Source organism: Methyloligella sp. GL2 (assembly GCF_013341275.1).
Classification (GTDB): domain Bacteria; phylum Pseudomonadota; class Alphaproteobacteria; order Rhizobiales; family Methyloligellaceae; genus Methyloligella.
In genome coordinates this window covers 610,567-634,958 of sequence record NZ_CP054476.1, presented here as the reverse complement: position 1 = coordinate 634,958, position 24,392 = coordinate 610,567, and the positions used below count along the sequence as shown (strand labels likewise).

Below are 24,392 nucleotides of genomic sequence, written 5' to 3'. Positions count from 1 at the left end.
GTCTCCATCCCTACCCGTTGCTATTGGCCGGCCTTTTCGAGCTCGCTATTGAGCTCCGGCAGCGCCTCGAAGAGATCGGCCACCAGCCCGTAATCGGCGATCTGGAAGATCGGGGCTTCGGCATCCTTGTTGATCGCAACGATCACCTTGGAGTCCTTCATACCCGCCAGATGCTGGATCGCGCCGGAGATACCCACCGCGATATAAAGCTCCGGCGCCACCACCTTGCCGGTCTGGCCGACCTGGTGATCGTTGGGCATGAAACCCGAATCCACCGCCGCACGGCTGGCGCCGACGGCCGCGCCGAGACGGTCTGCCACCGGCTCGATCAGCTTCCCGAAATTCTCGCCCGACTGCATGCCGCGGCCGCCGGAGATGACGATCCGCGCCGCGGTCAGCTCCGGCCGGTCGCTCTGCACGATATCGGCGCTCTCGAAGCTTGAGATGCCGACCGCATCGGGCACCGAGACCTCCTCGATGGAAGCCGAGCCGCCCTCTTCCGCCGCGCTATAGGCGGTGGTGCGGATGGTGCCAAGGATCTTGGAATCGGAGCTCTTCACCGTTGCCATGGCGTTGCCGGCATAGACCGGGCGCACGAAAGTATCGGGCGCCTTCACCTCGACGATATCGGAAACCTGGGCCACGTCGAGCTGCGCGGCGACGCGCGGCAGCACATTCTTGCCCATGGTGGTCGCCGGGGCGAGGATCACGTCATAGCCGTCGGCCAGCGACAGCAGCAGCGCGGCGGTCTCTTCGGCCAGGTGATGCTCCAGCTGATCGGCATCGGCCAGCAGCACCTTGTTCACGCCGGCGAGCTTCGCCGCCTGTTCGGCAACGCCGCGCGCGCCTTTGCCCGCGACCAGGATATCGACATCGCCGCCGAAATCCTTAGCAGCGGAAAGCGCCTTCGCCGTGGCCGGCGCCAGGCTCTCATTGTCGTGTTCGGCAAGCAGCAACGTCGCCATTACAGCACCCCCGCTTCGTTCTTCAGTTTGTCGACCAGCTCGGCCACGCTCTCCACCATGACACCGGCTTCGCGCGCCGCCGGCTCGGCGATGGAGACCAGCGTCAGGCGCGGGGCGATATCGACGCCGAGCTCATCCGGGCTCGTCTCGTCGATCGGCTTCTTCTTGGCCTTCATGATGTTGGGTAGAGATGCGTAGCGCGGCTCGTTGAGGCGCAGATCCGTGGTGACGATGGCCGGGCTGTTCAGGGTCAGGGTCTCAAGACCGCCATCGATCTCGCGGGTGACCTTCACCTTGCCGTCGGCCAGCTCCAGCTTGGAGGCGAAGGTGCCTTGCGGCCAGCCCAGCAGGCTCGCCAGCATCTGACCGGTCTGATTGCAGTCGTTATCGATCGCCTGCTTGCCCATGATCACCAGATCCGGGCTTTCCTTCTCCACCAGCGCTTTGAGAATTTTGGCGACGCCGAGCGGCTCGACCGTCTGATCGGTCTTCACCAGAATGGCGCGGTCGGCGCCCATGGCAAGCGCGGTACGCAGCGTATCCTGGGATTTCGTCTCACCGATGGAGACGGCAACCACCTCGTCGGCTTCGCCGCGTTCTTTGATCCTGAGGGCTTCCTCGACGGCGATCTCGTCGAACGGATTCATCGCCATCTTCACGTTCGCGAGGTCTACGCCGCTACCATCGGACTTCACTCGAATCTTGACGTTTGCATCAACGACCCGCTTCACGGGTACCAGGATTTTCATACGCTTTTTATTCCTTTTCCGGACTCTCCAAACACTCCCCCCACTCCGGAGTCTTTCGCACCTGCGAAATGGCCCCGGAACGTACTGCCGGGCCAAAAACGAGTCAATGCTCCGCCCCGGCGCAAACGCCTCACGCCCCGCCCCGCGTACGGTCGAAGAGCGGAACGCCGCGCCGGCGCATGAAGAGGATTAACAGCGCTCCTGTTGCCAGCCCCCCGGCATGGGCCCACCAGGCGACATCCCCGTCGTGATCCAGCACCAGATTGCCGAGCTGAAACACGATCCAGAAGCCCAAGGCCCAGAAGGCGCTAATCTTGATCGGCACGCGCCAAAGCGCAAGTACCCAAACCTTCACCCGCGGATGCAGCATCAGATAGGCGGCGATGATGCCCGCCACCGCCCCGCTCGCCCCGATCAGCGGCAATTCCGAGTTGGGCAGCATCAGCGCATGCACCAGCCCGGCCGAAATGCCGCAGATCAGATAGAACATGATGAAGCGCACATGCCCCATCGCATCCTCGACATTGTCGCCCAGCACCCAGAGGAACAGCATATTGCCGAGAAGATGCAGCCAGCCGGCATGCAGGAACATATAGGTGACGAGCGTGAAGCGCTCCGGGATATGGTAGACCGTGGTGTCGGCATACCCCTCCCCGACCCAGGTGACGCTGAACAGCTGGGCCGGCACCACGGCGAACTCCGTCCCCGTCAGATCGTCCGCCGGCAGCACCCAGCCGCTTTGAAAGATCAGATAGATCAGGACGTTCAGGGCGATGATCCCGACCGTCACATATTGGTAGCGGATCGTCTTGAGGGGATTGGTGTCGTGGAGAGGAATGAAAACCAACTGACTTCAGGCCGCACCCCGACCTCTCCTGCCGCAGCCGCCTTCAGCGGTTCTGCCCCTGAACCCACAACACGTCGTTCTTCCCCTTGCCGTTGGCGAACCGCGCCGCCACGAAGAAGAAGTCCGACAGACGATTAACATAGCGCAGCGCCTCCGGGTTCACCGGCTCGTCCGGCTTGGCCCGAAGTTCCACCATCAAACGCTCCGCCCGGCGGCATACCGTGCGCGCCAGATGGAGATAGCTCGCCGCCGGACTGCCGCCCGGCAGGACAAAAGACCGTAGCGGCTCCAGCTCGCCGTTCATCTCGTCGATCTCGCTCTCCAGCCGCGCAACCTGCGAGGCCGAGATGGTGAGCCGCTCCGTCCCGTCCTCGTCGGCGGGGAAGCACAGATCGGCGCCAAGATCGAACAGATCGTTCTGAATCCGCGCCAGCATGGCATCGAGCTCCGGCATTGTCTCACGCGTGTGAAGCCGCGCAAGCCCGATCACCGCATTGGTCTCGTCGGAGGTGCCGTAAGCCTCCACGCGCAGATCGTATTTGGCGACGCGGTCGCCGGTGCCGAGCGCCGTCGTCCCCTCGTCGCCGCTGCGCGTATAGATCTTGTTGAGCACCACCATCGGCCGAACCTCGTAAACTCTGAAATCCTTACCCCAATCCGCGAAGAGCGGGGATGTCTAGTCGCTCATGAAATAGATCGCCGTCATCACCAGGACGATTGCGATCGCCTGCAAGATGATGCGCCAGCGCATCAAGGTCTGGCTGCGGCTGGGGCTCCCCTCGCGCAGCATGTTCCAAAGCCCGAGCCCAAGCACGATCGCCACCGCGGCGAGCGCGAACGGGATCGCATAGAATACCATCTTTTCCATCTGTGCCTCCTGGGGCGTAACGGGCCGTTTGCGGGCTGCGAGATTAGTTCCGCGCGGCCACAGCGTCGAGAGCGCGTGTCGGCAAGACGCGCCGGAACAGCGCCGCCGCATAGGTCGGTATCGTCACATAATAGCGCGGCTTGGGGCGCAACGCCTCCACCGCCGACACCAGCTTCGCCGCCACCGCCTCCGGCGGCAGCTTGAAGGTCTGGCTCCCGCCTTCCTCCATCTTGGCGATCCGCGCCTCGTAGGTCGCGCGATGGACGGAATTCTGCATGTCGATATTGCGCCGATAGGCCTCCAGCGCATGTTCGACGAAGCGGGTGGCGATCGGCCCCGGCTCGATCAGCACCACATGGATGCCGCTGCCGGCAAGCTCGATGCGCATGGTGTCGGCCAGCGCCTCGACCGCGAATTTCGAAGCGCAATAGGCGCCGCGGAAAGGGGCCGCCATCAGCCCCAGCACTGAGGAGCAGAACACGATCCGGCCGGCGCCTTGCACCCGCATGGCGGGGAGGAAACGGCGGGTGAGATCGTGCCAGCCGAACACATTGGCCTCGAACTGCGCCCGCAGCGCCTCAACCGGCAAATCCTCTATCGCGCCCGGCTGGCCGTAGGCGCCGTTATTGAACAGCGCATCCAGCCGACCGCCCGTTTTCTCCAGCACGGCATCGGCGCAAGCGGCAATGGAGTCCGGCTCAGCATAATCGAGATAGAGCGCCTCGGCACCGGAACCCGCCAGCGCGACGAGATCCTGGTCTTTGCGCGCCGTGGCAAAGACCCGCCAGCCCCGCTTGAGCATGGTTTCCGCTGCGGCCCGCCCGATCCCTGACGAGCATCCGGTTATGAGAATGCTGCGGGCCTCGTCCGTCTCAACCATTCATGAACCAGATGGCGAAGGTCAGCGCCGTGCCGAAGCAGACCCAGAGCAGATACGGCACCAGCAGCAAGGCCGCACCGCGCGAGATGCGGTCGAACACCACGATGGTGCCGGCAATGGCGACCAGCAGCGCGAACGACACCAGCAGCCCGAAAAGCGGGCTCTGCATATAGAAGAAGGCGAAGGGCCAGAACGCATTGAGCACCAGCTGCGCGCCGAACCAGCTGAATGCCAGCTTGCGGTCCTCCTCGCTGGCATCCTTGGTCCGCCACATCCAGAACAGCGCCCCCGCCATCATGGCGTAGAGCACCGTCCAGACCGGCATGAACACCGAATCGGGTGGATGGAAGCCGGGCTTCGCCAGCGTCTCCAGCCAGGCGACCGCCTCGGGCGTGACGAACATGCCGCCGACCGCCGCCGCCATGAAGCAGACGGCCGCCGCGATCAGCGCGTGCATCATCATGTTCATCAGCGGAGAATTCCGCGTCACCCCTTTAGCCATGACGCCACTCTCCGTTTTCCAATCCGCTGCCGGTCCCGGTGCCCAGATCCATTACGATTCCAGCAAGCGCCGCGCGATGACGTGGGCCTGGATCTCCGCTGCACCCTCGAAGATGTTGAGGATACGCGCGTCGCACAGCACCCGGCTGATAGCGTATTCCAGCGCAAAACCGTTGCCGCCATGGATCTGCAACGCATTGTCCGCTGCTGCCCAGGCGATCCGCGCCGCAAGCAGCTTGGCCATGCCGGCCTCCAGATCGCAGCGCCGGTCGGCATCCTTCTCCCGCGCGGCGAAATAGGTGAGCTGCCGCACCATGGAGATTTCCGCCGCCATCATCACCAGCTTGTCGGAGATGCGCGGGAAATTGATGATCGGCTTGCCGAACTGCACCCGCTCCGTAGCGTAGCGGAGGCCGAGATCCAGCGCCGCTTGCGCCACGCCGATAGCCCGCGCCGCAGTCTGGATGCGGGCCGCCTCGAAGGTCTGCATCAGCTGCTTGAAGCCCTGGCCTTCCTCGCCGCCGAGGAGATTGGCCGCCGGCACCTTGAAGCCGTCGAAGGAGATGTCGAACTCCTTCATGCCGCGATAGCCGAGCACCTCGATCTCGCCGCCGGACATGCCCTCTGCCGGGAAGGGATTCTCGTCATTCCCGCGCGGCTTCGGCGCCAGCAGCATGGACAGGCCGCGATAGCCCTTCTGATCGGGGTCGGTGCGGGTCAGCACCGTCATCAGATCGGCGCGGGCGGCGTGGGTGATCCAGGTCTTCTGACCGGTGATCGAATATTCGTCGCCGTCCCTTTTGGCGCGGGTGGTCAGCGAGGCGAGGTCGGAGCCGGTATTCGGCTCGGTGAACACCGCCGTCGGCAGGATCTCGCCGGAGGCGAGCTTCGGCAGCCATTCGGCTTTCTGCGCGTCGGTGCCGCCGCACAGGATCAGCTCCGCGGCGATCTCCGAGCGGGTGCCCAGAGAGCCGACGCCGATATAACCGCGCGACAGCTCCTCGGAGACGACGCACATCACCTCCTTGCCGAGCCCCAGCCCGCCGAATTCCTCCGGAATGGTCAGGCCGAACACGCCGAGCTCGGCCAGGGCCGAGATCAGCTCCATCGGGATGTATTCGTCCTTCAGATGCCACTCATGCGCATTTGGCACCACCTCGGCCTCGGAGAAGCGGAACATCTCCTCGCGCATCGCCTCGGTCATCTCGTCGAGGCCGGTATCGCCATAGGTGACGTTGCCGTGGGCGTCCTGGATCAGCCCGGTGGCCTTGGCGCGCGCCGCCGGAGTGTTGGCGCCGATCAGCGTCTTCACCTCGTCGGTCAGGAACTCCTGGCGGTCGGCATCGGTGAGCCCGAGCTCCTCCAGCCGGATCACCTCGACCTGGCTCATCACCACGCCGCCGGCGATCTGAGCGAGATATTCGCCGGTGCCGATCTGGGTGAGCAGCGATTCCATCTCGCCGAAGCGGCCTTCCTCGGTCATGCGCTCCGCATAGGACGCAGCCTGGCGGATGCATTCGACATAGGTTTCAAGCCAGGCCAGCCCGTGTGCGGCGTGCTCATCGCGCTCCAGGGCCGCACCGTCCACCTTGCCGCTCGGGGCAAGCCGCGCCGCCATCGCCTCGGTCGCCTTCTTGCCCAGAGCGGCGGAGGCCTCCGCCGCCGCCTTCAGCAAGGGGACGAGGTCGGACAGACGTGCATCTTCAGGCGTATCCAGTGTTTCGCCAGCCATACTCACCGAAATGTCCTTTCGAAAGATCGTGACGGCGGCAGCGCCCGTGCGCCCAGCCGCCGAAGGGAACCATCCCTTAAAGCCTAATTCGCCGCATCGTCAAATGTCAGAGATGCCGGAAATGCCGCATTTAGCCCGCTTCCAGGCTGGTCAGGCCGAAAATGCTGGCAAGCGGCAGCTCCGGATCGCCCTTCAGATACATCCGGGCGCATTCGAACACGGGGCTGAGCCCGCGCGCCTGCACCAGTTTCAGCCCGGCCGTATTGGGTTCCGGCACGTCGATGGTGATTGCCGCGCCTTGCCCGTGATTTGAAAGCGCATCGAACAGCGCCTCGGCGATGTCGGGCGTATCGGCGAAGAGCGGGGCGAGCTTGAACCCCTCCCGGCAGCGCCGGATCACCCCATAGCCGCGCAATTCGCCATCCGCCACATAGCCAAGCGCCACGCCGTTCTCCGGCGCCACCCAGCGCTGCAGAAAGGCTTCGCGCGGGGCCGGAAAATGCTGCCGGTCATAGGCGGCAAGATCGCCGAACGGGATCTCGGCGACGGGTACGATATTGGGGTCTCGCGGCTTGGTCTCCTCCGGCGTGAAGCCGTAGCGGAGATCGCGATGGGCGAAACGGTAGCCGAGCAGCTCGTATTTCGCCTGCATCTCCACCACCCCGTCGATGCCGATATTGCGGTCCCCGGCATGGGGGATGATGGCTTCGACCAGCGCCATGCCATAGCCATGGGCGCGGTACTGAGGGTCGACGATATAGAGCCCGGCAAAGGCGAAGGTGTCGTCGTAATTCAGCACCGCGGCGCGGGCGATGGGCGTGTCGTCCAGCACCCCCATGAAGAAGCCTTCCGGGTCGATGGCGTAGAAGCATTCCGCGTCGTGGAGACCGGGATTCCATCCCTCCCGCGCGGCCCAGTCGAGGGTCTTTTCCACCTCGGCAAGCGGCATGGTGCGGATCTCGTAGCCCATCTTCGGCACTCCTCCTTAGCCTTGCGCCGATTAGGGCGTCAGACGGCTGAAGACACCTTCAACAAAAAAGCGCCGGAGCATCGCCCCGGCGCTTTTCAAAACCAATCTGAGCCGAAGATCCGCTCTAGCTCTTCATCTGCGCGCTTGCCTCAAGCACATCCTCGAAGCTGCGCAGGCCGGTCACCGGGGCGCTCACCAGCACCGCCATATTGCCGGGCTGATGCTCGTTGTTCCACATCCGCATATGCGCCTTCGGAATCTGCGCCCAAGGGAACACCTCCGACATGCACGGATCGATGCGGCGCTCCACCACCAGCCGGTTGGCCTGGCTGGCCTGCAACAGATGCGCAAAATGCGAGCCCTGGATGCGCTTTTGATGCATCCACACATAGCGGGCATCCATGGTCAGATTGAAGCCGGTGGTGCCGGCGCAGAACACGACCATGCCGCCGCGCTTCACCACGAAGGTCGAGACCGGGAAGGTCGCCTCGCCCGGATGCTCGAACACGCAATCGACATTCACGCCCTTGCCGGTGATGTCCCAGATCGCCTTGCCGAACTTTCGGACTTCCTTGTTCCACTCGTCGTATTCCGGCGTGCCGACCTTGGGCAACTGCCCCCAGCAATTGAAATCCTTGCGGTTGATCACGCCCTTGGCGCCGAGGGACATCACGAACTCGCGCTTGTCCTCTTCGGAGACGATACCGATGGCGTTGGCGCCGGCAGTGGCGCAAAGCTGGATCGCCATCGAGCCGAGACCGCCGGAAGCCCCCCAGACCAGCACGTTATGGCCGGGCTTCAGCGTATGCGGCCGGTGGCCGAACAGCATGCGGTAGGAGGTGGCGAGCGTCAGCGTGTAGCAAGCCGCCTCTTCCCAGGTCAGATGCTTGGGGCGCGGCAGAAGCTGGCGGTCCTGCACCCGCGCGAACTGCGCGAACGAGCCGTCCGGCGTCTCGTAGCCCCAGATGCGCTGCGAGGGCGAGAACATCGGATCGCCGCCGTTGCATTCCTCGTCGTCGCCGTCGTCCTGATTACAGTGGATCACCACCTCGTCGCCGACTTTCCAGCGCTTCACCTTCGAGCCGACCGCCCAGACAATGCCCGAGGCGTCGGAGCCGGCGATGTGATACGGATTCTTATGCACGTCGAGGGTGGAGATCGGCTCGCCAAGCGAGGCCCAGATGCCGTTGTAGTTGACGCCCGAGGCCATCACCAGCACCAGCACGTCGTGGGAATCCAGCTCCCAGGTCGGCACCACTTCCATCTGCATGGCTTCGTCCGGCGGCCCGTGGCGCTCCTTGCGGATCACCCAGGCATACATGTTCTTCGGAACGTGGCCGAGGGGGGGAATCTCGCCGACCTCATAGAGGTCTTTGACGGGTGCCTCTTCCCCTGACATTGAGGCTAGCGACATCTCATTCATCCGTTTCTCCCCCAAAACTCTATACAAATTCGCATCATATTGCGCTGCCGCAATCTTCTGCGATCCCCTTCGCAACTGCAACCGTTACACCAGGGCGGTCCTTTACGGCCTGTTTGTACCGTAAAGCAAGGACCGCATCTGTAGATCGGTGGGAGCGTTACCAAAAACCGGAGGCTCTGCCCAGCGGATTCCCTGAGTTCCGTGTATAACCCGCGTTAAGCGCCTATCCCTATTGCAGAACAGCTATGTTCAGCCAGGGTTCCAGCGCCGGGAACTGCAGCTTTGCACCGGCGTTTTTTGAACGCGGCATGGTTTTGAACGCAGCATGGTAACGTCGCCCGGTCTGAACCGCAGACCGGCATCTCGGGAGGAGATTTCGACATGGTGAAAATGACGGCATTTGCGGCAACTCTCGCCGTGCTTCTAGGGCTCCCGGCAGCAGGCTTTGCCGCCGATCAAGCCGGCCATCAAACCCGCATCCAGCTTGCCGCGGAGGACAGCGTGTCGTCCGAAGCGATGCAGCAGGAAGAAGAGGCCATCGGCGGCGGCGATGCGCAAGACGAGCTCGGCGTCAGCGAAGAGGCCGATATGCTCGAAAAGGCCGACGAGAGCCGCGAATAGCGCCTCTGAGCACGCGGTTGGACAAGGGCAAGGCTATCCCGTCCGTCTTGCCCTGACTGCCCGGATTGAGACCGCTCCGCACGCCGAGGTGGTGCCGCGATCCGGCGCACCGGCTTTCTTCATTTCGTTTGCTATAATTGTTGCTGCGCGACTAGAAAGCGTACCCTCGCGTCTTCGCGTTGCAGCTGCACGCGGGCGGATTTACGCTAGTCGCGACGAAAGTGGCGGAAGAGAGAGTGGAAGACAGATGGCAGCCGACGAAAAAACCCCGGGCGAAGTGAAGCGCGATAAGCCGTGGATGTTCCGGACCTATGCCGGCCATTCCACCGCCAAGGCGTCGAACGAGCTGTATCGGAAGAACCTCGCCAAGGGCCAGACCGGCCTTTCGGTAGCCTTCGATCTGCCGACCCAGACCGGCTACGACTCCGATCACGTGCTCTCCCGCGGCGAGGTCGGCAAGGTCGGCGTGCCGGTCTCCCATATCGGCGATATGCGCGCGCTGCTCGACGGCATCCCGCTCGGCGAGATGAACACGTCGATGACCATCAACGCCACCGCCGCCTGGCTGCTCTCGCTCTATATCGCGCTGGCCGACGAGCAAGGCGTCGACCGCAAACTGCTGCAAGGCACCACCCAGAACGACATTCTGAAAGAATATCTCTCCCGCGGCACCTACGTGTTCCCGCCGGAACCCTCTATGCGCCTAATCAAGGACATGATCGTCTACACATCGAAAGAGGTTCCGAAATGGAACCCGATGAATGTGTGCTCCTATCACCTGCAGGAAGCCGGTGCGACGCCGGCCCAGGAGCTCGCCTTCGCGCTGGCCACGGCGCAGGCCGTGCTCGATGCGGTAAAGGGATCGGGCGAGATCGATCCGGAGAAGATGCCGAACGTCGTCGGCCGCATCTCTTTCTTCGTCAATGCCGGCGTCCGCTTCATCACCGAGATGTGCAAGATGCGGGCTTTCGTCGATCTGTGGGACGAAATCACCCTCAACCGCTACGGCGTCGAGGACCCGAAATTCCGCCGCTTCCGCTATGGCGTGCAGGTGAACTCGCTCGGCCTCACCGAACCGCAGCCCGAGAACAACGTCTACCGCATCCAGCTCGCCATGATGGCCGTGGTGCTGTCCAAGAAAGCCCGCGCCCGCGCCGTGCAGCTTCCCGCCTGGAACGAGGCGCTCGGCCTGCCGCGCCCCTGGGACCAGCAATGGTCGCTGCGCTTGCAGCAGATCATGGCCTACGAGACCGATCTTCTGGAATACGGCGACATCTTCGACGGCTCCGAGGAGATCGAGAAGAAGGTCGAGGAGCTGAAAGCCGAGGCCCGCGAGGAGCTGTCCAAGATCGACGCCATGGGCGGTGCGGTGCAGGCCATCGACTACATGAAGGACAGCCTGATCGCCTCTAACGCCACACGCATCGAGGCGATCGAGACCGGCGAGCAGGTGCTGGTCGGCGTCAACCGCTGGACCGAGACCGAGCCCTCGCCGCTTTCCGCCGGCGAGAACGACATCTTCACCGTGCCTGAGCATGTCGAGATGGAGCAGGTCGCGGCACTGCAGGCCTGGCGCCAGCAGCGCGACAACAAGGCGGTGCAGCAGGCGCTGATCGATCTGAAAGCCGCCGCGCAAGAGGGCCGCAACATCATGGAGCCCTCCATCGCCGCGGCCAAGGCCGGCGTCACCACCGGCGAATGGGGCCAGATCCTGCGCGAGGTGTTCGGCGAATACCGCGCCCCCACCGGCATGGGCGCCAAGCACCAGATGGACGAGGCCAGGCTGGAGCAGGTGCGCGAGCGGGTCGATGCCGTCTCCAAGAAGCTCGGCCGCCGCATGACCTTCGTCGTCGGCAAGCCCGGCCTCGACGGCCATTCCAACGGCGCCGAGCAGATCGCCGTCCGCGCATCCGATTGCGGCATGGAGGTGGTCTATGACGGCATCCGGCTGACCCCGGAGCAGATCGTCGAGCAGGCCAAGGAGAGCAAGGCCCATATCATCGGCCTCTCCATCCTCTCAGGCTCCCACGTGGCGCTGGTGCGCGACGTGATCAATCGCCTGCGCAACGAAGGGATGGGGCATATTCCCGTCGTGGTCGGCGGCATCATCCCCAAGGCGGACGAGAACGTGCTGCGCCAATGCGGGGCGGCCGCCATCTACACGCCGAAGGATTTCCAGCTCAACGACATCATGAACGGCATGATCGATCTGGTGGAGCGCGGGCTGGAAGAGAAGGTGCCGGAAGCCGCCGCGGTCTAGCAGCCGCGGTAAAGCTTTCTAGCGCAACGCGCCGGTCTTGGCGCTTGCCGGCTCCAGATAGGCCGCAACCTCTTCATAGAGCTCGCGCCCGTGAATCGGCTTGGCCACGTAGCCGTTCATGCCGGCGGCAAGGTAATGCTCCTTGTCGCCTTGCATGGCGTTGGCGGTCAGCGCCACCACCGGCACCTCGCTCACCGGTCCCGGCAGCGCCCGGATGCGCCGCGTGGTCTCGATCCCGTCCAGCTCCGGCATCATGATATCCATCAGCACCAGATCCACCGGCTTGGCCGCCAGCAGGCGCAAAGCCTCCTCGCCGCCTGCCGCCATCTCGTGGCGCACGCCGAACTCATCGAGATAGGCGCCGATCAGCATACGGTTCACCGCGTTATCCTCGACCACCAGCACCGTGCCCTTGAGCCCGCCTTCCGGCTCCGCCTCCTCCTCCGGCCGCACCGCAGCGGGATCGGCCAATTGCAGCGGCAGCGTCACCCAGAAGCGGCTGCCCTTGCCGGGAATGCTTTCGCAGCCGATTTCGCCGTCCATCAGCTCGGCAAGCTTGCGGGCGATGAACAGGCCAAGCCCGGTGCCGCCATATTCGGCGGCCACCTTGCGATCGATCTGAACATAGGGCTCGAACAGCCGCGCCCGGTCCGTCGCCGAAAGCCCCACGCCGGTATCGGCGATAGCGATGGTGACGCTCGTCCGCTCCGCGCCCCGCACCGCATCGGCCTCCAGCCGCACCGAGCCATGCTCGGTGAACTTCACCGCATTGTCGGAGAGATTGGTGAGGATCTGCCGCAAGCGCCCGGCATCGCCATAAACATAGCGCGGCACAGCGGCGGCCACTTCGCTCCCCGAGCGAAGACCCTTGCGCTCGGCGCGCACTTCCAGCCCGGCGGTGATGTCGCGCAACAGCTCGCGCAGATCGAACGGCGCCGGATCGAGATCGAAGCGCCCGGCTTCCAGCTTGGAGAAATCGAGAATTTCGTTGAGTACGGAGAGCAGCCCGCGCGCCGATTGCTGCAACGTCTCGGCATAGCGCCGCTGGGTGGATTCCAAAGGCCCCGCAAGCAGCAGCTCCGACATCGCCAGCACCGCCCCCATAGGGGTACGCAATTCGTGGCTGACCAGCGCCAGGAGCTCGGATTTGGCGCGGTCGGATTCCTCCGCCTTCGCGCGCTTTTTCCGCTCCTCGTCGAGCGCCTTGCTCAGCGCCGAGATGGAATCGGTCCGTTCGCCGGAGCCGCCCCGATGGGGACCCGGCCGAAGCTCTCCAGAGCGCATTGTTTTCTCCCTGATTGTGCCGGACGATAGGCCCCCGATCGCAAAAGAGGGGTTAAGGCGGCACGGCAATTTTCTTGCCGCGAGCACCAGACCGATCAGCAGGTTAAGGCCTGCCGCTCTTCCCCGATCTTAAGCCCCGGCACGGACCGCCATGCGCATCATCGAGACCGTGGACGACATCGAAGAGGGCCTTGCCGCCCTCATCGCGTGCTGCCCGCATCTGGAAAAAGCCCATAACGTTGCGGGCCTTCCGCCGCTGCGCCGCCATGAGGCAGGCTTCTCAGGCCTTGCCCGCATCGTGACCGGCCAGCAGCTTTCCACCGCAAGCGCCGCTGCAATCTGGGGAAGATTGGAGGCCCTCATCACACCGTTCGAGGCCGATGCGTTCTTAACCATAAGCGACGATACGCTGCGCAGCGCCGGCCTCTCCGCCGGCAAGATCGCCACCTTGCGCGGTGTTGCCGAGGCGGTCTCTTCCGGCGCCCTCGATCTGGACGCCTTGCGGGACGCCCCGGAGGACGAGCTCCGCGAGGCCCTGACCGCGCTGAAGGGCGTCGGCCCCTGGACGGCCGATATCTATATGATGTTCTGTCTGGGCTGGGCCGATGCCTGGTCGCCCGGCGATCTTGCCCTGCAATATGCGGCGATGCAGGCGCTGGCCTTGCCCGAGCGGCCCGATCCGAAGCAGATGGTAATCCTCGCCGAGCCCTGGCGTCCCTGGCGCGGCGTGGCGGCCCGGCTGTTATGGTCCTACTATGCGGCGAACCGCAAACCCGCCGCCTGACCGGCCAAACCCTTTTCGTGAGCTCTTGCGATGATCGTCTGCTCCTGCGCCATGATCTCCGATCATGATATCGAGGAAGCCGTCACGGCGCTCCGTACCCGTGATCCGCTCGTCGTGCTCACACCGGGCCTGATCTACAAATATCTCGGCAAACGCCCCTCCTGCGGCACCTGCCTGCCGCTGATCACGCGCCTGATGGTCGCTTACGACGACGAGGATCCCAGCGCCCAGACCGCCCCTGCGCGCCGCATCGGAGCCGGGTCCCGTCCCTCGCCTTAGCCCCTGTTAGCCCCCTGGCGGTTGCCGAGAGAAACCGCCATGATGCGTCCACGGTTGAGATTGGGAGTGAGAGAGAATGAAGGGCAATCCGCAAGTCATCGAATATTTGAACAAGGCGCTGACCTCCGAGCTGACGGCGGTCAATCAGTATTGGCTGCATTACCGGCTGTTGGAGGATTGGGGCTTCACCAAGCTCGCCGCCAAGGAGCGCGCCGAATCCATCGAGGAGATGCAGCACGCCGATAAGCTGGTCAGCCGCATCGTCTTCCTCGAAGGCTTCCCCAATATGCAGCGCCTCGATCCTTTGATGATCGGCCAGAACATCAAGGAGATCCTGGAGTGCGATCTCAAGGCCGAATACGGCGCCCGCGCCCTCTACATGGAGGCCCGCGCCTGCTGCCGGAAGGAAGAGGACTACGTCTCCAAGGATCTGTTCGAGGAGCTGCTGGCCGATGAAGAAGGCCATATCGACTATCTCGAGGCCCAGCTCAGCCTGATCAAAGAAATCGGCGTCCAGAATTACGGCATGCTCAACGCCGATCCGGCCAACAACCAGCCCGAAGATTGAGGCCGCGAAACCGGCGCGAGCATAGCGGGCGCAGCAAGTCGGGGCTTTCGATTTAGGCCGAAATCCGGTTTATAGGTGGGATGTCTATTCCCGCACTCGAAGGCCCACGGCTTGCGCCCGCATCGGGCGGCCCGGCCAAACAGCTCGTCATCCTCCTGCACGGCTATGGCGCCGACGGCAACGACCTGATCGGCCTCGGCGCCCAATGGGCCCCGCTTCTGCCAGACGCGGCCTTCGTCTCGCCCAACGCGCCGCATGCTTGCGGCATGTCGCCCATGGGCCGCGAATGGTTTCCCCTGGAGGCCCGCGATGTGGAGGAATACGCCCGCGGCGTTGCTGAGGCGAAACCCATCCTCAACGCCTTCGTCGATGCCGAGCTCGAGCGCAACGGCCTGACGCCGAACGAGCTCGCACTGGTCGGCTTCAGCCAGGGCACCATGATGGCGCTTGCCGTCGGCCTGTCGCGGGAAAAGCCGCCCGCGGCGATCCTCGGCTATTCCGGCACCATCGCGGCGATGGATTTCGCCGAGGATATCGCCACGAAAGCCCCGCGCATCTTGCTGGTCCACGGCGATATGGATCCGGTGATCCCTCTGGAAGCCCATGTCATGACGCGCAACACCCTCGGCCAGCTCGAGATCGCCGTCGAATGCCATGTGTGCCAGGGGCTCGGCCACGGCATCGACCAGCAAGGGCTGATGCTCGGCGGCGGCTTCCTCAAGCAGAGTCTGACGCCAAACGCCTAAACGGCAAGACCGGCAGAACGGGCGCTGGCCCGCGCCAGCCTGGCGCGAGGCCTATTGCCCGCTTTTCCGCAAACACTCGTTATACTGCACCTTGCAGGCGGCCCGGCACTGGCCCGGCCGCAGCTTGCTCATGCAAATCGACTTGCAGGTCTGATACGCCGCCGGGCAGCCCTCGACCCGTCTGGAATTCGAATCCGCCGCCGCGGCAGACCCGGACCAGGCCAGCAAGATGGCGGCAAGACCGAACAAAGCACCTCTAAGCATTGCGTTCCTCCTCATTTCCCGCATCGCTCAAGATCGGTGGCCAGTTTCGCGCCGATTCTGAACCGGCGAAACCAAACAAAAGGTGTTCATCTGCAAAAACCGGTGTTTTTCAGCGTTTCTGCGCGGCACCTACTGTATCTAGGGTTCTTCACATAACTGACACGGCCCTATAGTATTCCGCCGGTGTCAAACGAGGCTCCCGAGTGCGACGGGCGATTCTTTGAGGACTTGGTCAGTTGACCGTCGCAACTGCTTCAGCTTCCCCTGGTTCATTCCCGGCCCTCGTGCTGAACGCTGACTATCGGCCTCTAAGCTATTATCCGCTGTCGCTCTGGTCCTGGCAGGAAACCGTCAAGGCGGTGTTCCTCGACCGGGTCAATATCGTTTCCGAATACGAGCGCGCCGTTCACTCGCCCTCCTTCGAGATCAAGCTGCCCAGCGTGGTTTCGCTGAAGAGCTATGTGCGGCCTGCCCTCTATCCGGCCTTCACCCGGTTCAACGTGTTCCTGCGCGACCGCTTCACCTGCCAGTATTGCGGCTCGCCCCACGACCTGACCTTCGATCACGTGATCCCGCGCTCCCGCGGCGGCCTAACCCGCTGGGACAATGTCGTCGCCGCCTGCGCGCCGTGCAATCTGAAGAAGGGCGGCGAGATGCCTGCCGTGGCCAAGATGCAGCCGGCACAGAAACCGCACCGCCCGACCGTGTTCCAGCTACACCGCAACGGACGGCTGTTCCCGCCCAACTATCTGCACGAAAGCTGGCTCGACTATCTCTACTGGGATACCGAGCTGGAGCCGTAAGGCTCGGTGTCTTTCTTCGGCGCCGCCGCGCCATAGAAGGCAAGCCCTGCCAGGAACAGCGAGACCACCCCGTTCCAAAACGCCAGCGAGAAGCCGAGCACGGTCACGGCCGGCTCGTCGCAGCGCACCACGTCGGTGTTTTTCAGCTGCTCGGCCAGCGCCCGCCAGTCGGACGCGTCCGTGGCGCCGGTGCAGCTTGCCGGCCCTGCCCACCACTGCCACTCGACGCCCACATGATAGACGCTGAGCCCGAAATTGATCAGGAAGCCGAGCCCGACCAAGAGCAGCAGAAAGCGCGAAAATCCGGGACGGAGCGCCGTCAGCGCGAAGGCGAGCGCCGCTGTCGGCACGCCGAAATAGAACGCGTAGCGCTCAAGCAGGCAGAGATGGCAGGGCGCATAGCCGTAATACTGGAAGGCCAGCGCGCCGATGATGGTGAGCAGCCCGATCTCCGACACCACGAGGCTGGAGATGCCGAGCCGGCCCCATTGCTTATGCAAGATCTTGTTCAAAACGCGTATTTCGCCAAAACCACGCCGAGCACCACGATGCCGAGGAACCCGGTGGTCACCAGGGTCAGCCGCTTCTCGATGAAGTCGCGGATCGGCTCGCCGAAATAGCGCAGCAGCTCCGCCTCCAGGAAGAACCGCGCCCCGCGGGTGATCAGCGACAGCACGATGAAGGCCCAAAGATCGTATCCGGCAAAACCGGAGGCGATGGTGACCAGCTTATAGGGGATCGGGGTCAGCCCCTTGATCAGAATGATCCAGGCGCCCCATTCGGCATAGGCGGCGCGGAAGGTCTCGAAACTGTTGCCATAGCCATAGGCCGAGATCAGCCACGCCCCCACCGTGTCCCATAGAAGCGCGCCGATGGCATAGCCGAGCAGGCCGCCGAGCACCGACGTGATGGTGCACCACGCCGCGTAGAGCCGCGCCTTGGCCGGATTGGCCAGCGCCATCGGCACCAGCACCACATCCGGCGGGATCGGGAAGAACGAGCTTTCGGCGAACGACACCGCGCCCAGCACCCAGACCGCGTAACGCGTATCGGAAAGCGCGATGATCTTGTCGTAAAGACGCTGGAGCATGTGTTGTCCGCCGTGAGTGGCCGTATTTGAGGTCCGCCGCTTAGCTGAGCGGCACCACCGACTTCACCACATAGGTGTGCATCTCGCCGTCATCCTCGCGGACCGAAACATACTCCCCGGCGATGAAATGCTCCTCGCCCAGCCGGTAGCCGGACTCGTCGTCCTCGTCGCCCTCGGCATAGTCGAAATACCAGGAGCCGCCGGGCTTGCGCGCCAGCTTGCCGATCTCGTCATCCTCATTGGGGCGGAAGCGGCGCACGCGGCAGTCGTCCTTGTGGGCGCGCCAGTTATCCGCATCCAGCTTGCCCATCTCGTCCAGCGGGGCGACGACGTCATAGCCGTATTCGGCTTCGCCGGTCGGATGCTCGGGCTCGCGCGCCAGCTCCAGACGCACATGATAGAAATTCGCCGGAAGGCTCGTCATGGAATCCGGTCTCCTCCAGTTTGTCTTGGTTTTCAGGAGAATGACTTACAGAAAGCGCAAGCAAAGCGCCATGCTTGAAATCGCGCAAAGCTTGCTTAAGCGGCGGCGTCCGCCAAGAGGGTAAAGGCCTCGCTGGCGATCACCTGCTCCTCGTCGGTCGCCATCACATGCACCGCAAGCCGGCTGTCGGGCGCATGGATGCTGAAGGCATTCTCCGCATTGGCCGCCTCGTCCAGCGAAGCGCCGAGCCAGGCAAGATGCTGCATGACCTTGGTCCGCACCTCCGGCTGGTTCTCGCCGATCCCGGCGGTGAACACGAAACCGTCCAGCCCGCCCAGCGTCACCGCGATCTGGGCGGTGACTTGTGCGATGCGGAAGCAGAACAGATCGATGGCCTCGGCCGCTGCCGGTGCCTCGCTCTCCAGAAGATCGCGGCTATCGGCGCTGATCCCCGACACCCCAAGCAGGCCGGAGCGGTGATACAGCATGTCGTCGACCGTTTCGATGCTGTCGCCCCGCTCTTCCAGAAGATGCAGCAACACGCCGGGATCGAGCGCCCCGCAGCGCGTCGCCATCGGGATACCGTCCAGGGTGGAGAACCCCATGCTGCTGTCGCGGGAGATACCGCCTTCGATGCCGCAAAGACTGGCGCCGCTGCCAAGATGAGCGATGACCACACGGCCCTCGGCCAGCTCCGGCGCCTGTCTCTTCAGCGCACCGGCGATATAGGCATAAGATAAGCCGTGGAAGCCGTAGCGCTTGATCCCTTCGTCAAACAGCTCCCGCGGAATGGCGAAACGGCGCACCAGGTCGGTCTGCTGCCCGTGGAAGGCGGTGTCGAAAGAGGCGGTCTGCGGAAGGTCGGGCCAGAGCCGGCGCACCGCCCGGATCAGCCGCACGGCTTTCGGCTGATGCAGCGGCGCCAGCGGTATCAGCTCCGCAATGCCTGCCTCCACCTCCGGCGTGATCAGCACCGGGCCGGTGAAGAGATCGCCGCCATGCACCACCCGGTGCCCGACCCCTGCGATCTCGCCGGACGGAATATGATGCGAGATCCAGTCCAGGGTCTCGGCGATCACCTCGTGCACGTCTTCGCTCAAAGGAGATTTGAGGCTGACCTCCCGCGTCCTAGTCCCGTCGTCGATCACAAGCTTCAGCGGCGTATGGCGAAGATCGATCATGCCGCCGCCGAGCCGCCGCACGCCCGTCGCCTCAAGCGTGTAGAGCCCCAGCTTGACCGTCGACGAGCCGGGATTGAACGTCAGCAGAACCTTATCGGTCATGATCCCTCAATCGGCGTTGAACCCGGCCGGGCGGTCGACGCCCGCAAGCTTGGCCAGCGCCGCCGAGGCGAGCCGCACCTTCAGACTGTCGGCGCGGCTGGTCAGAATGATCGGCACCCGCGCCCCCAAGACCAGCCCCGCCGCATCGGCGCCGCCGAGATAGATCAGCTGCTTGGCCAGCATATTGCCGGCCTCCAAATCCGGCACCAGCAGGATATCGGCCTGCCCCGCCACCGGCGAGGTGATCTCCTTGATCCGCGCCGCATCGAAGCTCACCGCGTTGTCGAAGGCGAGCGGCCCGTCCACCAGCGCACCGGTGATCTGCCCGCGCTTCGCCATCACCGCAAGCGCCGCCGCATCCACCGTTGCCGGCATGGCCGGATCGACGGTCTCCACCGCCGCCAGCACAGCGACCAGCGGCTGCTCGATGCCGAGCCGGTGCAGCAGGTCGATGGCGTTCTGGCAGATATCGCGCTTCTGATCCAAGCTCGGCGCGATATTGATCGCCGCATCGGTGACGATCAGCGGCTTCGGATAAGCCGGCACATCGAGCACATAGACATGGCTGATCCGCCGCTCGGTGCGCAGCCCAGAGCCCGACGCCACCACCGCGCCGAGAAGCTCGTTGGTGTGGAGGCTCCCCTTCATCAGCGCATCCACCGTGCCGGCGGCGGCAAGCTCCACCGCGCGCTCGGCGGCGGCATGGCTATGCTCGGTGCATTCGATGGTGAGCCCATCCAGCGAAACGCCGGCCGTCTCGGCCGCGGCGCGGATCTTGGCTTCCGGCCCGACCAGCAGCGGCGCGATCAGACCTTCGTCGCGCGCCTCGATCGCCGCCTGCACCGCCTCGGGGCTGCACGGATGCACCACCGCGGTGGCGAGCGGCGGCGGCGCCTTGGCCTCCGCCACGAAACGCTCGTAACGGTCGTGCCGGTGCAGCGTCACCTCCGGCAGCGCCATGCGCGGCACCGCCAGCTTCTCCGTCGGCGCGATCACCTTGGCGGTGCCGGTCAGCACCTCTTCGCCCCGCTCATTGGCGCAGACCGTATCCAGCACCACCATGCGGCTTTCCGGATCTTTCTCCCGCACCGTCACCGTCGCGGTGATGGTGTCGCCCGGCGCCACCGGCACTTTGAAATTGAAGTCCTGATTGACATAGACCGTGCCCGGCCCCGGCAGCTCGGTGCCGAGCAGAGCGGAGATCAGGCTCCCGGTCCAAAGCCCGTGCACCACCACATGGCCGGCGCTGTCATGCGCCGCATAGGCGGCATCGACATGGGCCGGGTTCACATCGCCGGAGACGGCGGCGAACAGCTTGATGTCGTCATCGCCGACCAGACGCACCAGCGAGGCGGTATCGCCGATCTGAAGCTCGTCGAAAGTCCGATTGGTCAGTAGCGGTTTGCTCATCACATCCATGGACATTCGGGTCCCAGCCTTGCTTGCCTCTAGCGTTGCCGCACATAGCTGCCCGGCGCATCCTCCAGCGGGAACAGACCGGCCGACGGCGCCCCCATCGAAGGCGGCTGCACCCGGTCCGCATCGGAATGCGCGCTCAGCCAGGCTTCCCAGGCCGGCCACCAGCTTCCCTCTTGCGGCTCGGTCAGCGCCACCCATTCCTCCGGGCTGTGGCACTCGCCATGGGCCTCGGTCCTCCGCTTCCGGAAGCTGCGCCCCTTATGCCCCGGCTCGCTGACGATACCGGCATTATGCCCGCCGCTGGTCAGCACGAAGGTGACCTCGGTCGACGCCAGGTTATGGATTTTATAGACCGAACGCCAAGGCGCCACATGATCCTTCTCGGTGCCGACGGCAAAGAGCGGCACGCGGATATTCTGGATCGCCACGGGCCGCCCGTCGACGATGTAGCGGCCCGTGGCCAGATCGTTGCGCAAGAACAGCTTGCGCAGATAGTCGGAATGCATCTGATAGGGCATCCGCGTCGAATCGGCGTTCCACGCCATCAGATCGAACATCGGCATCCGCTCGCCCATCAGATAGTCGTGGATCAGCCGCGACCAGATCAGATCGTTGGAGCGCAGCAGCTGGAAGGTGCCGGCCATCTGGCTGCCCTTGAGCACGCCCTGCTCCCACATCATGCTTTCCAGGAAAGCCACCTCGCTGTCGTCGATGAACAGCTCCAGCTCGCCCGGCTCGGTGAAGTCGGTCTGCGCCGCCAACAGCGTCATGCTGGCCAGCCGCTCGTCGCCCACCTCGGCCATGGCGCCCGCGGCGAGCGAAAGCAGCGTGCCGCCCAGGCAATAGCCGGTAGCGTGGATCTTCTGCTCCGGCACGATCTGGTTGACCGCATCCAGCGCCGCCATCACCCCGAGCCGCCGGTAATCCTCCAAGGAGAGGTCGCGATCCTCCGCCGTCACATTGCGCCAGGAGATGCAGAACACCGTGTGCCCCTTATCGACCAGGAATTTCACCAGCGAGTTATGCGGCGACAGGTCGAGGATGTAGTATTTCATGATCCAGGCCGGCACGATCAGCACCGGCTCCGCTTCGACCGTCTCGGTGCTGGGGGCGTATTGGATCAGCTCGATCAGATGATTGCGGAACACCACCTTGCCCGGCGTCACCGCGACCTCCTCGCCGACCTCGTATTTCTCCGCGCCCACAGGCGGCTGGTCGCCCAGCTGCCGGCTGGCATCCTCCACCCAGTTATGAAAGCCCTTCACCAGATTGGCGCCGCCGGTTTCGCGTGTCCGCTGCACCACGTCGGGATTGGCCCAAGGCGCGTTGCTCGGCGACCAGACATCCAGCCATTGCCGCACGGTGAACGAGACCACGTCTTGATGATGCGGCGAGACGCCCAGCACGCCGCGGGTTGCCGCTTCCCACCACTGCTCGGCCAGCAGGAAGCTTTGCGACAAAAACCGGTAAGGCGGGTGGTTCCACCCCTCGCCGGTGAAGCGCTTGTCGCGCGGCGCCGGGGTGACGCAAGGCGCCGCGTCATGCTGCACCGCGCAATCGAGCATGTATGTCCCGAAGCGGACCGACTTGTGATAGGCGTCCAGCGCAAGCTGCAGCCGCTTGCCCGGCGATGAGGCCAGATGCAGCCCCCAATCGGCGAAGGCCAGCGAAATCGCTTGCGGCGACATGCCGAGGGTGAAGCGCGCCATCACCGCATTCGCCATACTGTCGATGGCGGCGAAGGCCTCGCGTTCTTCCTCGGATCCGTAGATCGCCGGCAAATTGGGGCGGTCGACGCCCGCGACGGGCACGGGCAGGTTCATCGTCGGAGCATTCATAAATCGCCACTCCTCGCATCTCGTCGGCGGGGTCTCAGCAAAGACTCCCTTTTCAACCTCTAGCGCGAAGAAATGGTGAAAAACCGAAAGGTTTCTGTCCTGCGCAAGGATGCCGCAGGGGGGGCCGCGCCGGAAGGAGAGCGAAAAATTCACCCTCGCGCCGTCTCTCCGCTTGCACAGCGCCGGCGAAAACGGCACATCTTCAGCCGAAAAATATCGAGAGCCGGAACCGGGAGGTGTCATGGAACGGGTCGAGATTCCTTGGAAGGCTTGGGTTGTCGTCTGCGACGGCGCCAAGGCGCTCATTCTGCAAAACGAAGGCGATGCGGAGCTGGTCAATCTCAAGACCGTCAACGCCTTCGAGGGGTCCCACGCCCCGAATCGCGAGCTCGATGCCGATAAGCCGGGCCGGGTGCAGGAATCGGCGAATACCGGACGCAGCGCCATGGAGGAGACCGATCACCATGCCGAGGCCGAGGTGGCGTTCCTCGCCAAGCTCGCCGGCGAGCTCGGTCATATGGTGCAGCATCACGAGATCAAGCATCTGATCGTCGTCGCCCCGCCGCGGGCGCTCGGCACCTTGCGCGAGAAGCTGGATAAGCATGTGCAGGATGTGATCCAGGCCGAAGTGCACAAGGATCTGGTGCATCTTCCGACCTACGAGATCGAGCAGCATCTGGCGAAGTAATCCGGTCAGCGGGGCGCGTAAGCCCCGCAAGATCGGTTGATTCTCACCGGGCCATGCACCATGATCCGGCCCGGTCCAGCCCCAGTGGCGGAATGGTAGACGCGGCAGACTCAAAATCTGCTGTCCGCAAGGACGTGCCTGTTCGAGTCAGGCCTGGGGCACCATCTCCTCGCAATCGATGAAAGCGCCGCAGAGCGGTGCGATCACCCCTTGCCGCGCATTTCCCGCAGCAGCTCCAGCCAGGCCGTCGCCGCGTCGGAAAGATAGGCGCCGCGCCGCCAGGCCATCACCAGCACCCACTCCGTATCCGGGTCCTTGACCACCACCTGGCGCAGCGTGGATTTCCGCCTCTGCGCCGCCATCATGCGGGGCAGAAAGGCCACCCCGAGGCCCGCCCCCACCAGCTCGATCATGAAGTCGACCTGGCTGCTATAGGCCACCACATTCGGTTCGAACCCTGCGCGTCTCGTGGCATCGAGCACGATGCGGTGTAGCGCAAAGCCGATATCGAACAGAATGAACGGCGTGTCCTTGAGGTCCTTGAGCGACAGGCTGCGCCGCCCGCCCAGAGGATGATCGGCCGGCAGAAGCGCAACCAGCGGCTCGCGCCGCACCGGCTCCCACTCGAAATGCTGCGAGGCGGTGGGCAGCAAGGCCCCGGCGAAGTCGATCTCGCCAGCCGTCAGCCGCGCCTCCAGCTCGTCGCTGCCATGCTCCACCAGCCGCACCTCGATGCCCGGATAGCGCTTGCGGTAGAGCGCGAACAGCGAGGCGAACAGCACGCTGCTGCCCACCGGTGGCAGGCCGAGGCGCAGCACCCCGCGCTTCAGCCCGCGGATCTCGTCCAGCTCGATCAGAAGATCGTCGCGGTCGGCGAGCAGGCTCACCCCTCTGCGGTAGACCACCTCGCCCGCCGCGGTCAGCACGCTGCGATGGCCGATCCGGCTGAGCAGCGGCGTGCCGATTTCCTCCTCCAGCTGCTTCACCGCCTTGCTCACCGTCGACTGGGTCGCGAACACCGTCTTCGCCGCCTGGGAAAACCCTCCCTGGCGGACCACCTCGACGAAAGCGCGGAGCGTGCGGAATTCCATATCTATTCCATATCG

Annotated in this window: 26 protein-coding genes and 1 tRNA gene; 9 read left to right on the top strand and 18 right to left on the bottom strand. The window is 64.3% G+C overall.

The features are described from left to right. Positions 1 to 20 precede the first annotated feature (20 nt). From HT051_RS03045 to ccrA, 10 genes are all read right to left on the bottom strand, one after another. The gene (locus tag HT051_RS03045) at positions 21 to 965 is read right to left on the bottom strand and encodes an electron transfer flavoprotein subunit alpha/FixB family protein (protein WP_174540675.1); all 945 of its coding nucleotides are present in this window, start codon (positions 963 to 965) and stop codon (positions 21 to 23) included. Then, entirely contained in the window at positions 965 to 1,714 is a 750-nt protein-coding gene (locus HT051_RS03040) for an electron transfer flavoprotein subunit beta/FixA family protein (protein ID WP_174540674.1), read from the bottom strand. Before HT051_RS03040 ends, HT051_RS03045 begins: the two co-directional genes overlap by 1 nt. A 130-nt stretch (positions 1,715 to 1,844) precedes the next feature. Continuing rightward, a complete protein-coding gene (locus tag HT051_RS03035) occupies positions 1,845 to 2,561 on the bottom strand; it encodes a rhomboid family intramembrane serine protease (protein ID WP_174540673.1) in 717 nt (238 codons plus the stop codon). 43 nt (positions 2,562 to 2,604) lie between these two features. Then, entirely contained in the window at positions 2,605 to 3,180 is a 576-nt protein-coding gene (locus HT051_RS03030; protein WP_174540672.1) for a cob(I)yrinic acid a,c-diamide adenosyltransferase, read from the bottom strand. 57 nt (positions 3,181 to 3,237) lie between these two features. Beyond that, the gene (locus HT051_RS03025) at positions 3,238 to 3,429 is read right to left on the bottom strand and encodes a twin transmembrane helix small protein (protein ID WP_174540671.1); all 192 of its coding nucleotides are present in this window, start codon (positions 3,427 to 3,429) and stop codon (positions 3,238 to 3,240) included. Between the two features lie 43 nt (positions 3,430 to 3,472). Beyond that, the gene (locus HT051_RS03020; RefSeq protein ID WP_174540670.1) at positions 3,473 to 4,309 is read right to left on the bottom strand and encodes an SDR family oxidoreductase; all 837 of its coding nucleotides are present in this window, start codon (positions 4,307 to 4,309) and stop codon (positions 3,473 to 3,475) included. Further along, complete coding sequence (locus tag HT051_RS03015; protein ID WP_174540669.1) at positions 4,302 to 4,811, bottom strand: TspO/MBR family protein; 510 nt, start codon at positions 4,809 to 4,811, stop codon at positions 4,302 to 4,304. Before HT051_RS03015 ends, HT051_RS03020 begins: the two co-directional genes overlap by 8 nt. 51 nt (positions 4,812 to 4,862) lie before the next feature. Then, a complete protein-coding gene (locus tag HT051_RS03010) occupies positions 4,863 to 6,542 on the bottom strand; it encodes an acyl-CoA dehydrogenase family protein (protein WP_174540668.1) in 1,680 nt (559 codons plus the stop codon). Positions 6,543 to 6,672: 130 nt separating this feature from the next. Continuing rightward, entirely contained in the window at positions 6,673 to 7,512 is an 840-nt protein-coding gene (locus tag HT051_RS03005; RefSeq protein ID WP_174540667.1) for a GNAT family N-acetyltransferase, read from the bottom strand. Positions 7,513 to 7,636: 124 nt separating this feature from the next. Continuing rightward, a complete protein-coding gene (gene ccrA, locus HT051_RS03000; RefSeq protein ID WP_371740596.1) occupies positions 7,637 to 8,911 on the bottom strand; it encodes a crotonyl-CoA carboxylase/reductase in 1,275 nt (424 codons plus the stop codon). Between the two features lie 405 nt (positions 8,912 to 9,316). Between ccrA and HT051_RS02995 the strand changes: the two genes are divergently transcribed. Further along, positions 9,317 to 9,556, top strand: coding sequence for a hypothetical protein (locus HT051_RS02995; protein WP_174540665.1), 240 nt, complete (start codon positions 9,317 to 9,319; stop codon positions 9,554 to 9,556). 247 nt (positions 9,557 to 9,803) lie between these two features. Then, on the top strand, positions 9,804 to 11,816 hold the full coding sequence (locus HT051_RS02990; RefSeq protein ID WP_174540664.1) for a protein meaA: 2,013 nt from the start codon (positions 9,804 to 9,806) through the stop codon (positions 11,814 to 11,816). 18 nt (positions 11,817 to 11,834) lie between these two features. Here the strand turns inward: HT051_RS02990 and HT051_RS02985 are convergent, their stop codons facing one another. Continuing rightward, positions 11,835 to 13,100 (bottom strand): response regulator, encoded by a 1,266-nt coding sequence (locus HT051_RS02985; protein WP_174540663.1) that lies wholly within the window; start codon positions 13,098 to 13,100, stop codon positions 11,835 to 11,837. Positions 13,101 to 13,251: 151 nt separating this feature from the next. Between HT051_RS02985 and HT051_RS02980 the strand changes: the two genes are divergently transcribed. The 5 genes from HT051_RS02980 (at position 13,252) to HT051_RS02960 (ending at position 16,544) form a co-directional block, all read left to right on the top strand. Next, positions 13,252 to 13,884 carry a DNA-3-methyladenine glycosylase gene (locus tag HT051_RS02980; protein ID WP_174540662.1) on the top strand — a complete coding sequence of 211 codons (633 nt, stop codon included), beginning with the start codon at positions 13,252 to 13,254 and terminating at the stop codon, positions 13,882 to 13,884. A 30-nt stretch (positions 13,885 to 13,914) separates the two neighbouring features. Further along, positions 13,915 to 14,163 (top strand): bacterioferritin-associated ferredoxin, encoded by a 249-nt coding sequence (locus HT051_RS02975; RefSeq protein ID WP_174540661.1) that lies wholly within the window; start codon positions 13,915 to 13,917, stop codon positions 14,161 to 14,163. A gap of 76 nt (positions 14,164 to 14,239) precedes the next feature. Then, on the top strand, positions 14,240 to 14,731 hold the full coding sequence (gene bfr / locus HT051_RS02970; protein ID WP_174540660.1) for a bacterioferritin: 492 nt from the start codon (positions 14,240 to 14,242) through the stop codon (positions 14,729 to 14,731). A gap of 80 nt (positions 14,732 to 14,811) precedes the next feature. After that, entirely contained in the window at positions 14,812 to 15,477 is a 666-nt protein-coding gene (locus HT051_RS02965) for a dienelactone hydrolase family protein (protein WP_333502641.1), read from the top strand. A gap of 500 nt (positions 15,478 to 15,977) precedes the next feature. After that, the gene (locus HT051_RS02960) at positions 15,978 to 16,544 is read left to right on the top strand and encodes an HNH endonuclease (protein WP_174540659.1); all 567 of its coding nucleotides are present in this window, start codon (positions 15,978 to 15,980) and stop codon (positions 16,542 to 16,544) included. On the opposite strand, the gene HT051_RS02955 is transcribed toward HT051_RS02960, so the two are convergent. From HT051_RS02955 to HT051_RS02930, 6 genes are all read right to left on the bottom strand, one after another. Beyond that, positions 16,517 to 17,056, bottom strand: a complete 540-nt coding sequence (locus HT051_RS02955; RefSeq protein WP_174540658.1) for a disulfide bond formation protein B — start codon at positions 17,054 to 17,056, stop codon at positions 16,517 to 16,519. The genes HT051_RS02960 and HT051_RS02955 overlap by 28 nt on opposite strands. Beyond that, positions 17,053 to 17,634 (bottom strand): YqaA family protein, encoded by a 582-nt coding sequence (locus tag HT051_RS02950; protein ID WP_174540657.1) that lies wholly within the window; start codon positions 17,632 to 17,634, stop codon positions 17,053 to 17,055. The genes HT051_RS02955 and HT051_RS02950 overlap by 4 nt, the downstream gene beginning before the upstream one ends. Positions 17,635 to 17,674: 40 nt before the next feature. Beyond that, positions 17,675 to 18,058, bottom strand: a complete 384-nt coding sequence (locus HT051_RS02945) for a hypothetical protein (protein ID WP_174540656.1) — start codon at positions 18,056 to 18,058, stop codon at positions 17,675 to 17,677. A gap of 95 nt (positions 18,059 to 18,153) precedes the next feature. Next, positions 18,154 to 19,341 carry an acetate/propionate family kinase gene (locus HT051_RS02940; protein WP_174540655.1) on the bottom strand — a complete coding sequence of 396 codons (1,188 nt, stop codon included), beginning with the start codon at positions 19,339 to 19,341 and terminating at the stop codon, positions 18,154 to 18,156. A gap of 6 nt (positions 19,342 to 19,347) precedes the next feature. Continuing rightward, positions 19,348 to 20,751, bottom strand: coding sequence for a bifunctional enoyl-CoA hydratase/phosphate acetyltransferase (locus HT051_RS02935; protein WP_174540654.1), 1,404 nt, complete (start codon positions 20,749 to 20,751; stop codon positions 19,348 to 19,350). A 38-nt stretch (positions 20,752 to 20,789) separates the two neighbouring features. After that, on the bottom strand, positions 20,790 to 22,484 hold the full coding sequence (locus HT051_RS02930) for an alpha/beta hydrolase (RefSeq protein ID WP_246810284.1): 1,695 nt from the start codon (positions 22,482 to 22,484) through the stop codon (positions 20,790 to 20,792). A 355-nt stretch (positions 22,485 to 22,839) separates the two neighbouring features. On the opposite strand from HT051_RS02930, the gene HT051_RS02925 reads away from it, so the two are divergent. Continuing rightward, a complete protein-coding gene (locus HT051_RS02925; RefSeq protein ID WP_174540653.1) occupies positions 22,840 to 23,286 on the top strand; it encodes a host attachment protein in 447 nt (148 codons plus the stop codon). A 78-nt stretch (positions 23,287 to 23,364) separates the two neighbouring features. Next, a tRNA-Leu gene (locus tag HT051_RS02920) sits at positions 23,365 to 23,450 on the top strand. A 39-nt stretch (positions 23,451 to 23,489) separates the two neighbouring features. On the opposite strand, the gene HT051_RS02915 is transcribed toward HT051_RS02920, so the two are convergent. Further along, the gene (locus HT051_RS02915) at positions 23,490 to 24,377 is read right to left on the bottom strand and encodes a LysR family transcriptional regulator (RefSeq protein WP_174540652.1); all 888 of its coding nucleotides are present in this window, start codon (positions 24,375 to 24,377) and stop codon (positions 23,490 to 23,492) included. Positions 24,378 to 24,392 lie beyond the last annotated feature (15 nt).